Source organism: Sorangium sp. So ce834 (assembly GCF_051521425.1).
Classification (GTDB): Bacteria; Myxococcota_A; Polyangia; order Polyangiales; family Polyangiaceae; genus Sorangium; species Sorangium cellulosum_D.
This window is the reverse complement of the sequence record NZ_CP150351.1, coordinates 8,165,248-8,178,907: the sequence shown is the minus strand read 5'-3', so window position 1 is coordinate 8,178,907 and position 13,660 is coordinate 8,165,248. Positions and strand designations below refer to the sequence as shown.

The window sequence follows — 13,660 nt, the reverse complement described above, 5'->3', positions numbered from 1 at the left end:
GATCGCCATGTCCGAGAAAAAGAACCCGCCGATGCCGCCGCGCTCCGAGGAAGAGGTCGTCTTCGGCGACGAGCTGCCGGTTCTGCCGATCCGCAATGCGGTCCTGTTCCCGGGCGCCGTTGCGCCCTTCGATGTCGGCCGCGAGAAGTCGGTCGCGCTGGTCGAGGATGTCGACAACCTTCCCGGCCCGGTCATCGCGATCTTTGCCCAGCGCGATCCGTCGACCGACGATCCCGGCGCCGAGGATCTGTACCCCATGGGCTGCGCGGCGCGCGTGCTGAAGGCGCTCAAGCACAGCTCGGGCAACTACTCGCTGATCCTGCAGGGCCTCACGCGGATCCGGCTCGACAGCGTCACGGCGCACACGCCGTACCTGCGCGCCAAGATCCGCCGCATGGACGAGCCGGCGACGGAGGACGTCGAGGCGGAGGCGCTCGCGATGAGCCTGCGCGACATCGCGAAGCAGGTCATCCAGCTGATGCCCGAGCTCCCGCGCGAGGCGGGCTCGCTGATCGACTCGATCCAGGCGCCGGGCGCGCTCGCCGACCTCGTCGCGGCGAACCTCGACGCGCCGGTCGAGGAGAAGGCGCAGCTCATCGAGACGATCGACGTGAAGGAGCGCATCCGCAAGGTGCTCCGGCTGCTCACGCGGCAGCTGGAGATCCTGAAGATGCGCGAGCGCATCAACTCCCAGATCAAGGAGGAGATGGGCAAGAACCAGCGCGAGTACGTGCTCCGCCAGCAGCTCAAGGCCATCAAGGAGGAGCTCGGCGAGGACGACGGCGACCAGGGCGATCTCGACGGGCTCGAGGATCGCATCGCGAAGGCGAACCTGCCGACCGAGGCGGAGACGGTCGCGAAGAAGCAGCTGAAGCGGCTGCGGACGATGCAGGTCGGGTCGGCCGAGTACACGGTGGTGCGGACATACCTCGACTGGATCCTGGACGTGCCCTGGACGCAGTCGACGCAGGACAACCTGGACATCGGGAGCGTCCGCAAGGTGCTCGACGAGGACCACTACGGCCTGGAGAAGGTCAAGAAGCGCATCCTCGAGTACCTCGCGGTCCGCAAGCTGAAGCAGGACAAGAAGGGCCCGATCCTCTGCCTGCTCGGGCCGCCCGGCGTCGGCAAGACGTCGCTCGGCCGGAGCATCGCGCGCGCCCTCGGCCGCAAGTTCCACCGCGTCTCGCTCGGCGGCGTGCACGACGAGGCGGCGATCCGCGGCCACCGGCGCACCTACGTCGGCGCGCTGCCCGGCCAGATCATCCAGGGCATGAAGAAGTCGGGGACGATCAACCCGGTCTTCATGATGGACGAGGTCGACAAGATCGGGCACGACTTCCGGGGCGACCCCTCGGCGGCGCTGCTCGAGGTGCTCGACCCGGAGCAGAACAACACGTTCGCGGATCACTACCTGGAGATCCCGTACGACCTGTCGCACGTGATGTTCGTCGCGACCGCGAACGTGGCCGATCCGATCCCGCCGCCCCTCCGCGATCGCATGGAGATCCTCGAGATCCCGGGCTACACGCGGAAGGAGAAGCTCGCGATCGCGCGGCAGCACCTGCTCCCGAAGCAGCTGTCCGAGCACGGGCTGACGACCGAGCAGCTCGAGGTCACCGACAAGGCGCTGGAGGAGATCATCGATCACTACACGCGCGAGGCCGGCGTCCGCTCGCTCGAGCGGCAGATCGCGGGCGTCATCCGCGGCGTGGCGGTGAAGGTCGCGGAGGGCGACACGCAGAAGCGGCGCGTCGACAACGAGGACGACCTGCACGAGTTCCTCGGCCCGGCGAAGTACACGAGCGAGGTCGCCGAGCGCACCGCCGAGAGCGGCGTCGCGACGGGCCTCGCGTGGACGAGCGTCGGCGGCGAGATCCTCTTCATCGAGGCGACGAGGATGTACGGCACGGGCAAGCTCCAGCTGACCGGCCAGCTCGGCGACGTGATGAAGGAGTCCGCGCAGGCGGCGCTGTCCTTCGTGCGCAGCAACGCGGCGAGGTACGGCATCGCGAAGGACTTCCTGGAGAAGAGCGACCTGCACATCCACATCCCCGCCGGCGCGATGCCCAAGGACGGGCCGAGCGCGGGCGTGACGATGTTCACGGCGCTCGTCTCGCTCCTCACCGGGATCAAGGTCCGCCACGACGTCGCGATGACGGGCGAGATCACGCTCCGCGGTCGGGTGCTCCCGATCGGCGGCCTGAAGGAGAAGGTGCTGGCGGCGCACCGCGCCGGCATCAAGCGCATCATCGTCCCCGAGCGCAACCGGGCGGATCTCGAGGAGGTCCCGAAGGAGGTCGTGGACGAGCTGCAGTTCTTCTTCGTCAGCCGGATGGAGCAGGTCCTGGAGGCCGCGCTCGAGCGGATGCCCGAGCCCGCGCCCGCGACCGAGGAGTCGAAGGACGGCGAGAAGAAGGAGCTGGAGAAGTCGGAGAAGAGCTCGATCGCGAGCAACTGATCCAGGGGCGATCGGTCTGCGAGGCGCCGCGCGGCTTGGACGCGCGGCGCCTTTTTCGTCAAGAGGGGCGAGCGGCGGCGACCGTCGCGCTCCGCGAGGCGCTCACCTCGCGGGGCCGGGCCTCATCGAACGACGCCCTGCGTCCGCGCGGCGCGCCGCGGGCGTGCGCGCGCTTGCCGCCGGCTTTCGTCTCGACGGAAGTCAAGCGAATCGGTAGCCTCGTCCTCGCATGAGGCCGTGCCCGAACTGCGCGTGGATGCTCAAGGAAACCGACGCTGCCTGCACGATGTGCGGCGCGAGCGTGGCGGGTGCAGCGCCTTCAGCCTCCGGCCCGGTCGCGCCTCCGCCGCCGGTGCAGGGGGGCGCGGGCGCCTACGCTCCGCCTGGCCCGCCGGGCTATCCGGGGCAATCGGTCGCCTCCGGCTACGGCGGCGCGGTGCCGCAGGGGTACGGCGCGGTGGGCGGCGCGCAAGGGGCCTACCCGCCTCCTCCTCAGGTCGGGGTGGGGGGTGGTCTCGCGGCGTCGCCGGGAGGCGTCCCTTTCTCGAGCGGCGCGGACTCTCCGTTCCCGGTCTCTCCGTGGGCGCGTGCGGCTCCTTCGGCGGGGCTCACGTCGCAGCCGTCGTCGCCTCCGATGAACCAGCCGGGCGTCACGCCCGCCCAGCCGCCGCTGGCGTCGCCGATCCCGGGCATCGTGCCCGGCGCGCCGATGGGCGGCGCGATGGGGCAGCCGGCCGGGGCGCCGTCGCCGGTCTTCGGCACGCCCCCGCAGATGGTCGCGCAGCCGCCGATGGTCGTGCCCACGGCGGCGCCGGGGATGGTGGCGCCGCCGCCGATGGTGCAGGGCGGGGCGGTGGCGCCGCCGCCGCTGGTGCAGGGCGGGGCGGTGGCGCCGCCGCCGCTGGTGCAGGGAGGAGCGGTGGCGCCGCCGCCGCTGGTGCAGGGCGGGGCGGTGGCGCCGCCGCCGATGGTGCAGGGCGGGGTGCCCGCGGCGGCGCAGGGCAGGGCGCCGGCGATCGTCGCGCCGCCGATGGTGCAGGGCGCGGTGCCGGCCGCGGTGCAGCCGGTCCCGGGGCAGCCGTCACGCGTGCTCGTCGGCTTCCTCGTGACCTTCCAGAACGACCCGGGGGGCAGCTTCTGGCCCATCTACAGCGGGCGCACCCAGGTGGGGCGCGCCGGGGCGGACCCGGCGACGGAGATCGGGCTCCCCGACGCGAGCGCCTCGTCGCGGCACGCGTCGCTCCACGCCGACCCGACGACGGGCCAGGTCTTCATCGAGGACGACGGCTCGCGCAACGGCACCTTCGTCAACGAGCAGCGCCTCGGGCAGGGCGAGCGCCGTCAGCTGCGCGACAACGACCGGCTGCGGCTCGGGAGCACGACGTTCGTGGTGAAGGTGCTGGTGGCGTGAGCGGAGAGCGGCTGGGCGCTGCGTCGCAGGCCCAGGCCTCCACCGAGCTTACTGTCCGCCGGTGCCGCCTGCCCCGCCGGTGCCGCCTGCGCCGCCTTCACCCTCGCCCTCGGCAGCCTGGCATGTCTTGAAGCCGGTCGAGGGGTCGACTTCACATCTCCGGGACGTGCAGTCGTTAGGGGTGACGCAGGCCTGCCCATCCCCGCAGTCCCTATCGCAAAGCGTGCCGCCGCAGTCGATGTCGGTTTCCAGGCCATCCTTCTCGCCGTTGAAGCAGAGCGGCGCAGCCGGCGGAATCACGCAATTGAAGTACTCGACCACCGCGGCGGGGGTCTCCTTCACGATACCCTCGCTGTCGGTCGGCGCATCGATCGGCGGGTAGTGGACGCGGAAGCTGATGAATCCGGCGTATTTTTTGACCTCCGCTTCGTCCGTCAGGTCGGCTTTGGGCGGAGGCTGAAGGCCAGCGCTCGACTCGAGCACCGCCCTCGGCAGCAGCTGGTCGAAGCCGCCACACTCCCGTTCGGCGGCGTCGATCCGGTTGAAATGGTGCGAAGTCCCGTCGGCGCAGCTCACATCGAGGATGTCCCGGCCCTCCGGTGTCGTGATGGCGACCGCCCCGCCGTTCACGCTGACGACCTCAGCGCTGCTGCCGCCGCCGCTTCCGCCGGCGCCGCTGCCGCCGCCACCCTCGTCGCCGCTGCCATCGTCGCATTGCGGGAGCATGACGCCGGCGCCCCCGGCGCCGCCAGCGTTCTCGGGCTCACCGCAAGGATTGATCGTCACGGAGTAGGTGAACTCCCCCGCGTACGTGAACGAGCCGCACTCCTGCGCCTGGGCGTCGATGCGCTTGAACGAGACGCTCGTCGGGGGGAACGCCGCGATGTCGAGCGGCGGATCGAAGATGACCTGCCCGCCACCCTCGAGGAAGCACACGTCGAGCTTCTCACGGGTCGCGAAGCTGCCTTTCGGCCCATTCCCTGCGCCCGGAGCGCCGCACCTGTCGTTGATGTCGTCGTGAAAGGTCGCGTAGCAGCTGTTCGGATCCCTGAGGAACGCGCAGATGTTCTCGAACTCCTCGCCGCAGCCGGGCACGGTGACGGCGGCGGCCACGAGGATCGGAGCGACGGCGGCGGCGAACATGACGTAACGGCGCATGGGCGCAGTCTACGCGGACTCCCCGCAGCTGGGCCAGACCCGCCGAGGCCGCCAAGCCGCGCGGCGCCGGGGTGCGCCTCGGCCTCACGCGCGGGCGGCTCGCCTCAGAGCTCCGCGTAGGGCCCGGGGACGACGTACGCGTCGTCGTTGCCCGCGTACGTGAACACCCCCCAGCAGACGAGCTTGTACTTGATCGCGAACGCCATCGCCTCCCGCAGGCTCGCCTTCGGCGCCAGCACCGCGAGGTTCGAGCGGCGGACGCCCCACCAGCCCGGCCCGTGCTGCAGCACCGCATCGTGGAGATCCTTCGTCGCGTGCTCCGAATCCTCGAGCACCGCGAGGCGCAGCCGGACGAACGACTTGTCGCTCGCAGGGAAGTCGAACCAGTACAGGTTCGACCTCGCCTGCTTCGGGGCGATGCTCCCGGCGCCCTGCGCCGACAGGAAGCGCGCGAGGTCGTCGGGCGCGAGCTTCTGCGTCACCGGGTGCGTGTCGACGCCCTGGCACGCCTCGGGGCCCACCTTGAACTCCCCGAACGCGAGCGACGGCTCGCGGCCGTTCTCCGGCGTCAAGAGGAACCTGTCGATCTCGGGCAGATCGTTCGGGTACTCCACACCGGCGTCGATGCCGCTGCACGCCGGGACCGCCAGCGAGAGCGCGAACGCCGCCGCGAGCGCGGGGCGCCCTGGCGCGCGGCTCGGCGCCGGACGTCCGCGGGCGGGGCTCATGCTGCAGGGGGGGCTCGACGCGCTCGCCGCCGGTGCTCCGGCGGGCGCGCCCTTGCGGCTCGGTTTGCTTTCGTTCGACATGGCTCTCTCGCGGCACCTGGGGCGTCGCCTCGATCGGCGGGCGCAGCGCTGCCCGGGCCGGGCAATCATTCAATGCCGGACGCCCCGAGGGCAAACTCCTCTGCGAACATTTGGCTGGCGCGCCCCCGCTGGCCTAAAGTTCGGCCGATGAGGCACCTCGGAATGCCGATGCTCGCGCACGTCCCCGCCCTCCGCGCAGGGCTCGCGGCCGCCGCGGGGCGCGCCGGCGCGGCCTGCGCCGCCGCGGCCGCGATCGCGCTGCTCGCCGGCTGCGGCGGGTCGCCCACCGCCCCCAAGCAGGACGAAGTCTTCTATCTCCACGGCGCCAGCGGGCTGCTGAGCAAGGACCAGAGCTTCGAGGTGTACTTCCCGCCGCTCGACGCCCCGGCCACCGACCGGGTGCCGCGCCGGATCGGCGTGGGCCTCATGAACGGCGACGTCCGCATGAGCCGCCCGATGGACTGGAACGTCGGCGGCGCCGACTACACGCCCGAGCGCCGCTTCATCACGTACCAGTCCCCGCGCCAGTTCCTGTTCTCGATCTACGAGCGCATCGACAGCCCCGAGGACCCGTGGCCCGACGTGCTCAAGCGCTACGAGGCCGACCTGGAGGAGCAGGGCGCGGAGATCCTCTCCGGCCGCGCCCCGGTGGCCACCGCGAACACGCAGGGGCGCAGCTACCTCGTCAAGGCGAAGATCCCCTCGAAGCCCGTGTCCGAGGCGTTCGCCCACGAGATCCTCGTCCGGAGCCCCCGCCGCGTCCTGCTCGTGCAGATCGTGCACCACGAGAACATCGACGCGAACGCCGACGAGATCACGGCCGCGCTGCAGAGCCTCACCGTGTACTGAGCGCGCGGCGCGCGCCTCCCGTCACATCGGCGGGGGCTCGCCCCGATCCTCCTCGTCCTCCTCGTCGCCGCCCGCGAGGTGCTTGTCGTCGAGGGGGATCGTGATCACGAGCCGCTCCGCCGCGGAGCCGCCGATCCACGCGGTGCGCTTGAGCGTCGAGGCGCGCGGCGAGCCGAGCTGGAACCGCGGCGCCTCCTCCGTGTCCACGTGGATCTCGAGCATCACGTCGTGGATGCCCGGCGTGAACGTCTCGATGATGCCGCGGACGAGCTCCTGACGCTGGCCGCCGGGCAGGAACGAGAGGTACTCGTCGTAGCCGACCGGACCGAGCACGACCTTGTAGCGCCCCGACCCGTCGAACACGTAGCGCCCCAGCGTCAGGCTCTCGCCGAGCTGGTGGTTCATCACGCCGAGCTTGTTCCTGAACGGCTTCTCGATCTTCGTCCAGTGGCCGACGAACTGCTCGATCTTCACGCCGATACGCCCGAGCATCTCGGAGAGCACCGTCTCGAGGTTCCGCGCCGAGCGCGACTTCGAGGCGAGGATCGGCGCGTAGCGGAGGAAGAAGAAGCGATCGAGCGGCGTCTCGTAGTCGCGGAACCCGTCGAGCCCGACCGCGCAGAGCATTCGGCGCGAGAACGGATCGGCGCCCTGCTTGCGGTACGTGACGGGCAGCCGGTACTTGGTCCACGCGCGGTAGAGCAGCGACAGGAGCCGGTGGTGGAAGACGTCGAGCAGCTCGCGGACCGGCTGCGGCCCGCCCTGGTAGTCGGCCAGCGCGATCTGCTCGATGAAGTACGCCGGCAGCGGCGACACCGAGCCGTACAGGCCGAGGAACGTGGTCGAGACGCGCGCCCGCTCGATGCCGTCCGGGCCCTTGACCGGCGCGAGCTCGCTCACGTCGCTCGACGCGAAGATGAGCGACGGATCGCCGCGCAGCCGGATGCGCTCGTCCTGCACGGGCCCGAGCTGGCCGACCGGCGGCGCGGCGGGGGAGAGCCGCTCGAGCAGGTAGACGAGGCGGTAGTACGAGAAGCGCGGCGCCGTCTCCGCGAAGCGCCGGAGCGCCTCCAGCGCCGCGGGGTCGGCGGCCGCGGCGCCCTTCGGCGCGGCCGGCCTCAGATCAGCGTCAGGCTGCCGCTCTTCGGGTCCCATTTGTGCACCACGCGTGTGTTCGTGCCGGTGACCGTCAGCTGCGTGAACGAGTTCAACGAGACGTAGGACCCGAGCATCTCGTTGAGGATGCTCGCGAACAGGTACATCTCGCCCTCGCCGACGAACCCGCCCTCGTCGAGCTCGATGTCGACCGCGACGCCGCGCACCGGCGCGCCCCGGTACAGCCGGTCGGTCGGCCGCACCCGGATCGACTTGATCGCGGCCAGGCGGAGCTGGTTCGCGCGCGCCGCCTGGCGATCGACGATCGCCTGGAAGTTGTAGAGATCGACGGTCGCCCGGAGCACCTCGAGCTCGGTGATCGAGCGGTAGCTCATCGCCATGTGGGCCAGCACGCGCCACTGCAGCTCGCGCCCGATCGGCGGCGGGAGCGGCGCGGTGACGCCCGTGAGGTTGGTGAAGCTCGCCACCGCGGGGGAGGTCGCCGTCGGCACCCGCAGATCGCCGAGCTTCAGCTGCGCCGGCAGGCGGCGGTTCGTGCTCGTCGCCTCGATGCTGATCACGTCGAACTCGGGGAGCGCCCCCGCGTCCTGCGGCGAGCCGAACGACAGGTACATGTCGATGCCGTCGCCGATCGCGGCCGGGCGGAGGTGCGTCTGGTAGAAGATCGTCCGCGCGGCGGCCTCGGGATCGAGCTCGTGCTGGAAGCTGAAGAACGAGGGGATCTCGACGCGCTGGCTCGTGCGGCGGGCGATGCCGACGACCTTGTCGATGCTGTGGATCTCGAAGGCCGCGGGCGTCGCGCCCGCCGGGCGGCACAGGTACTCGTGCTTGGTGGCCTCCGGCTTGATCGGATCGCTCGTGTGCTCGAACAGGTTCACGACCGGCGAGCAGAACAGCCGGAGGTTCTCCCGGCTGACCCGGGTCCCCGGCGGGAGCCCATCCCTGAACTGCAGCAGGATCGCGAACCGGTCGGAGATCCGCTCCGCCGAGAGCGCCTGGAGGCCGGTCACCTCGAAGAACGCGAACTTCTGCGGGAGCGTGAAGAACTCCTGCAGGAGCCGGAAGCCCGGGTAGACCGTCTTCGGATACGGGATCAGCGCCTCTTCGTCGGTGAAGCCGGTGAGCCGCACGGCGCGCGCCGGGAGCGACGCGATCGTCGTGTCGCGCCCGGACGCGTCCACGGCGGCGAGCGCGACGGTGTCGACGTGCGCGCCGACCCAGAGGCGGAGGTCGTCCTGGAGCCGGCGCTCGCCGTGGATGTAGAAGCGCAGCGACGAGAGCGACAGGCCCGCGAGCGCGGCGCCCCCGGTCAGGCGGAGCTCGATGCGGAGCGTCTGCGCGAGCTGCGCGCCCGTGTCGACGCGCACGTCCTCCACCGCGAGCGGGACGAGCTCGACGTCCTGCGTCGTGCGGAACCTGCACGAGACGCCGTCGACCGGCACCGACCCGACCTCCGCGTGCCGGGCCACGACGAGCTTCTCGCGCACGACGTTCGGGAGCGGCGTGAACTCGATGATCGACGTCGCCGGGATCTGGCGGAGGTAGTGCGGAAAGAGCAGCGACGCGACCGAGTGGATCACCTCGGGGAGCTCGTCGTCGAGCTTCTGCCGGATCTTGCCGGTCAGGAAGGCGACGCCCTCGAGCAGGCGCTCGACGTCGGGGTCGCCGCCGCGCTCCGCGAGCATGGGCGCGATCCCGGGGTAGGCCGCGGCGAACTCCCGCCCCAGGTCCCTCAGGTAGGTGAGCTCGTCCTGGTAGTACTTGTTGAACATCCTCTCGCCACCGCCAGTCGACCGCCTGGGCCGGAGCGTGTCAACCGCCGTGAGCTCGGCCGCCGCGCAGACGCTACGTCATCCGGACGTTGCCGCTCTGGTCCACCGCGGCGCCGAGCCGGAGCGCCTGGCGCCGGCCGTCGGGGAACTGGATCTGCGCGGTGATCTCGAACTCGAGGACCATCGACTGCAGCACCGAGTCGCTGCGCACGTGCCGGACCTGCACGTTCTTCAGCCGCGGCTCGTAGGTCTGGATGCAGTTCTTGAGCGAGCGCTGCACCAGGCCGATCGCCTCCGGGAACTCGTGCAGCACCTCGGAGACCTCCATGAGGCCGTAGTCAGGGCAGGTCAGCGAGCTGCCCTGGCGGGTGTTCAGCATGTGCCCGAGGTGCATCAGGATGGCCGACTCGAGGTCGTGATCCCGGTAGGTGTGCCGCTCCGTCGAGTGCGGGTCGGCCGCGTGCTGGATGCGGGTGAGGAGCGATGCGCCGGCCACGGCGCGGATCGTAGATCAGCTCGCGCCTCGAGCGGAAGCCCGGCGTTCAGCGCGGGGTGAGCCAGTCGTCCTCGGCCGAGATGCCCCCGTCGTTCCAGGTCCAGAGCACCTTCTGGTACGTGAACGCGACCTCTTCCTGCTCGGGCACGCGCGCCAGCGACGGGTGCCGCACGTTGAGCATGTGGAACTGGATGCTCGAGATGTTCGCGTTCGTGAGCTGGACCGTGAAGACCGGCTTCTCGACGCCGATCGCGACCGACCGATAGAACTGGAGCTCCCAGCGGGGGATGCTCTCGTTGTGGCTGAGCATGCTCAGGAGGAGCGGGGTGGACCGGTCGAGGTCCTTCGTGACGATGAAGGGCTTGTGCATCCGCTTGCCCGTCGGGCGACCGGTCACCGGATCGCGCGGCCCCACCAGCGAGTGGAACACCTCGGTGACCAGGATGCTACCTTCTCGCCCCTTCTGGGTGACGGAGCCCCTGACTTCCCCTTGTTTTGCGCCGACGAGTCTGAGGTAGGCGTTGAGGGGCATGCCGACATTCTGATCCTAGGACGCGGTATCGCCACGCCTGAATTCGAGCGACCTCTCGGCCGGCTCGGATCCATGACGACAAACGCGACCGGGCGACCCGAAGGCCGCCCGGCGCGACGAGACCCGAAGCTAGGGGCTAGGGGCTACTGGTTCGGCGCCTCCCAGTCGTCGTCCGCCTGGCGGGCGCCGTCGCCGTCGTCATAGGACCACTCGATCTTCTGGTACGTGAAGGCGATCTTCTCGTACTCCGGGATGTCCCGCTGATCCGGGCGGCGGGTATTCTCCATGTGGAAGTCGATGCTGGCGACCGTCGCGTTCGTGAGCTTGACGGTGTAGTGGTTCTGCTCCTTGCCGACGTTCTTCGACGCCGCGGTGCCCGGCGTGAAGAACTTGAGCGTCCACTCCGAGATGCTCTCGTTGTTGACCAGGGCGTTGTAGAGAAGGGGGGTCGCCTTGTCGAGCTCCTTCGTGATCACGAAGGGCTTGTGCTGGCGCTTCCCGCTGGGCATCCCGGTCGCCGGGTCACGCGGGCTCACGATCTGATGCTGCACCGAGATGACAGCGATGGACTTCTCGCGACCCTTCTGGGTGACCGAGCCGTCGATGGGGCCCTGGGTAACACCCTTCAACGTGAGATGAGCTTGCAACGCCATGATCAATTGCCTCTTCCTTCGAGGTCTCGCCGCCTGGGCTCAGTCTACGCCCCATTGCGCGCTGGCAGACGGCTCGTCCCCTCGGGAGTAGGAGTCTGGATACCCAGAGATACGACTCTCATCGTATCTCTATCCCTGAACAGCGCAGGGAGCCCAGAAGGTAACTCCCTATATGGGAGCGTCAAGACTTTTGTGTCCCAGGGCAGCCGGCGCCTGTAGCTCCCTCTGTCTCCGATGGCCGCAATATTCCGTCCGCTGGCCCACCGCTGCGGTCCTGCGGCGCTCGTGTGGCGAGCGCGTTGCAGACGCTGTAGGCGACGCGACGATGCGCGGCGCGACGATGCGCGGCGCGACGGCGCGATCCGAGGGTGGGCACGACCGCCGACATGGAGAACAAGGTGGCCTGGCCGGCCAAGGGGGCTGGCCGGCCAAGGGGGCTGGCCGGCCAAGGGGGCTGGCCGGCCAGCGTGGCCGGCCAGGGGCTTCGGTCGCGAACTCGCCTCGGCGGCGCCTTGCATGATACGAAGGACGCGTGAGCATCGTTCGCTTCGGCTTCGTCGTCGGCCTGGGGCTCGCCGCCGCCCTCGCGGGCTGCGGAGCGTACCCCGAGCAGCCGCACGGCGAGCTGCAGACACGCAAGCAGAACCCGATTCCGGTCTGCACGACCCAGCTCCCGCCCGCGCGGCGCGCGGCGGGCACCAAGGCGGCCGTCCGCACCCTCGATCCCGACCAGTGGCTGGGGGTCGTCGTCCCCAGCTACAGCGAGGAGCGCGGGCTCGGGCCGACCGACGTCGACTGCACCGGGCACTACGTGTTCGCCAACGAGACGCTGCGCGGCGGCGTCTCCAAGTCCGGCTGGCCGCGCAAGATCGATCCGGACGAGGTCGAGATCCGCTCCGGGCCGGAGGGGCTGCGCGCCATCTGGGTGCGCGCCCTCAAGTTCGAGAACGGCGACGAGGGCGGCCTCGTGGCGCTCGTGCGCGCGGCGGGCGACCGGGCCGACGTCTACGGGATCGGCAGCTTCCGCGCGCCCGCCAAGGGGACCAAGCTGTCCCCGGTGCGCCTCGGCAACGACAACCTCGTCGTCGCCGAGACGAAGAGCTGCCCGGATCCCGACGACTGCCGGCAACGGGCCCACTTCTACCTGGCGCGACGAGGACGCCTGATCGAGGCGGCCTCCGTCGACCTGGAACGGACCGCGGTGGTGCCCTCCGTCACCGAACGCGGGCTCTACGCGCGCTACGTGCTGCGCACCGACGTGTCCTACAAACCGAACGGCATCCAGCTGCTCGAGCAGGTGCGCGTGAAGATCGTGAAGTACGACGACGGCAACCGCGACAGCGACCGCGAGCTCCGCCGCGTCGAGTTCCAGCGGTTCCTCCGGGTGGAGCGGGATACGCTCTTCTCGTCGAATGATCCGCTCTGGGAGCGCGTCGTCGGACAGGACTAGAACTGCAGCGGCGGCGCTGGCCCCAGCGCCGCCTCAGCGGACGACGAAGGAGAGGGGGACACGTCGCGGACGCGACGGTGAACCGCCCGGCGCTGGAGGAGGGGGGGCGCCGGAGAGGAAGGCCGCCGCCGCGAGAGCGAGAGGATGGTCGGAGAGGAAAGTTGCCGTCACGCCGGCGAGGAAGGCTCGCCGGCGAGGGGGACACGCCGGCGAGCTGCGGCGGCTACCAGCAGAACAGCGCGTTGCCGTAACCGCAGTTCGGACGCTGGAACATCGCGTAGGCGGTGCCGACGGCGAGGCCGCTCAGGAAGCCGGTGACGCCGCCGATCGCGATCTGACCGGCGTTCTCGTGCGGCCGCGTGCCTTCCGGGGCGACGCCGCGGGCGATCGTGGTCACGACCGAGGCGGTGAGGGGGAAGGCGACATTGCCGATGAAACCGCCGGCGTTGAAGCGGCCCGACGAGTACCGGAACGTGTCGACCAGGAAGATGCCCGTGCCCGCGCCCGTCGCACCCCACGAGGCGAACGCGTGCGTCGAAGGGCCGCCGAAGGACTCGCAGCCCGAGTCCGGCAGCGCCGTCTTCGTCTCCTCGATCCCGCATCCGGGGCGCGTCGACTCGATCGCGTCCTTGATCGGCAGATCCACGAGCAGCGTCAGCGCGGTCATCGTCATCGCGGGCGCCAGGACCGAGAAATGCCAGCGCCCCTTCCAGCCGACCGTGGCCTCGGGATCGCTGTAGTAAACGCGCGGCATCAGGAAGACGACCGAGGAGCCCAGCACGAGGCTCACGTCCGAGACCGTGGCCCAGCCCTTATCGCGCACCGCCTCCGCGGCCGCCTCGCGCGGGGCGAGGAGGCACGCGGCGACCGAAAGACAACCTGCTGCTACGACTTTCTCCCTGATTCGCATGAACGGCGCCTCGCGTTCGGCCGCGCCACCGGAGAAGGGCGGC

The 13,660-nt window shown here is 70.4% G+C and carries 12 protein-coding genes; 4 read left to right on the top strand and 8 right to left on the bottom strand.

Annotated features, from left to right (window positions below; translation table 11 throughout):
- Nucleotides 1–7 precede the first annotated feature (7 nt).
- On the top strand, nucleotides 8–2,461 hold the full coding sequence (gene lon, locus WMF20_RS29685; RefSeq protein ID WP_129577586.1) for an endopeptidase La: 2,454 nt from the start codon (nucleotides 8–10) through the stop codon (nucleotides 2,459–2,461).
- A gap of 229 nt (nucleotides 2,462–2,690) precedes the next feature.
- Nucleotides 2,691–3,872, top strand: coding sequence for an FHA domain-containing protein (locus WMF20_RS29680; protein WP_437605266.1), 1,182 nt, complete (start codon nucleotides 2,691–2,693; stop codon nucleotides 3,870–3,872).
- Nucleotides 3,873–3,920: 48 nt separating this feature from the next.
- Here the strand turns inward: WMF20_RS29680 and WMF20_RS29675 are convergent, their stop codons facing one another.
- On the bottom strand, nucleotides 3,921–5,030 hold the full coding sequence (locus WMF20_RS29675; protein ID WP_437605265.1) for a hypothetical protein: 1,110 nt from the start codon (nucleotides 5,028–5,030) through the stop codon (nucleotides 3,921–3,923).
- Between the two features lie 104 nt (nucleotides 5,031–5,134).
- Nucleotides 5,135–5,758, bottom strand: a complete 624-nt coding sequence (locus WMF20_RS29670) for a hypothetical protein (protein WP_437605264.1) — start codon at nucleotides 5,756–5,758, stop codon at nucleotides 5,135–5,137.
- A 228-nt stretch (nucleotides 5,759–5,986) separates the two neighbouring features.
- Between WMF20_RS29670 and WMF20_RS29665 the strand changes: the two genes are divergently transcribed.
- The gene (locus WMF20_RS29665; protein WP_437605263.1) at nucleotides 5,987–6,688 is read left to right on the top strand and encodes a hypothetical protein; all 702 of its coding nucleotides are present in this window, start codon (nucleotides 5,987–5,989) and stop codon (nucleotides 6,686–6,688) included.
- A gap of 21 nt (nucleotides 6,689–6,709) precedes the next feature.
- Here the strand turns inward: WMF20_RS29665 and tssG are convergent, their stop codons facing one another.
- The 5 genes from tssG to WMF20_RS29640 form a co-directional block, all read right to left on the bottom strand.
- On the bottom strand, nucleotides 6,710–7,843 hold the full coding sequence (gene tssG, locus WMF20_RS29660; RefSeq protein ID WP_437605262.1) for a type VI secretion system baseplate subunit TssG: 1,134 nt from the start codon (nucleotides 7,841–7,843) through the stop codon (nucleotides 6,710–6,712).
- Entirely contained in the window at nucleotides 7,807–9,576 is a 1,770-nt protein-coding gene (tssF, locus tag WMF20_RS29655; RefSeq protein ID WP_129577580.1) for a type VI secretion system baseplate subunit TssF, read from the bottom strand. Before tssF ends, tssG begins: the two co-directional genes overlap by 37 nt.
- 73 nt (nucleotides 9,577–9,649) lie before the next feature.
- On the bottom strand, nucleotides 9,650–10,072 hold the full coding sequence (gene tssE, locus WMF20_RS29650; RefSeq protein ID WP_437605261.1) for a type VI secretion system baseplate subunit TssE: 423 nt from the start codon (nucleotides 10,070–10,072) through the stop codon (nucleotides 9,650–9,652).
- Between the two features lie 46 nt (nucleotides 10,073–10,118).
- Nucleotides 10,119–10,604 carry a type VI secretion system tube protein TssD gene (gene tssD, locus WMF20_RS29645; RefSeq protein WP_129577578.1) on the bottom strand — a complete coding sequence of 162 codons (486 nt, stop codon included), beginning with the start codon at nucleotides 10,602–10,604 and terminating at the stop codon, nucleotides 10,119–10,121.
- A 143-nt stretch (nucleotides 10,605–10,747) separates the two neighbouring features.
- Complete coding sequence (locus WMF20_RS29640; RefSeq protein WP_129577577.1) at nucleotides 10,748–11,257, bottom strand: Hcp family type VI secretion system effector; 510 nt, start codon at nucleotides 11,255–11,257, stop codon at nucleotides 10,748–10,750.
- Between the two features lie 532 nt (nucleotides 11,258–11,789).
- Between WMF20_RS29640 and WMF20_RS29635 the strand changes: the two genes are divergently transcribed.
- Nucleotides 11,790–12,707, top strand: a complete 918-nt coding sequence (locus WMF20_RS29635) for a hypothetical protein (protein WP_129577576.1) — start codon at nucleotides 11,790–11,792, stop codon at nucleotides 12,705–12,707.
- 223 nt (nucleotides 12,708–12,930) lie between these two features.
- On the opposite strand, the gene WMF20_RS29630 is transcribed toward WMF20_RS29635, so the two are convergent.
- Nucleotides 12,931–13,617, bottom strand: a complete 687-nt coding sequence (locus WMF20_RS29630) for a hypothetical protein (RefSeq protein ID WP_437605260.1) — start codon at nucleotides 13,615–13,617, stop codon at nucleotides 12,931–12,933.
- Nucleotides 13,618–13,660: the final 43 nt, after the last annotated feature.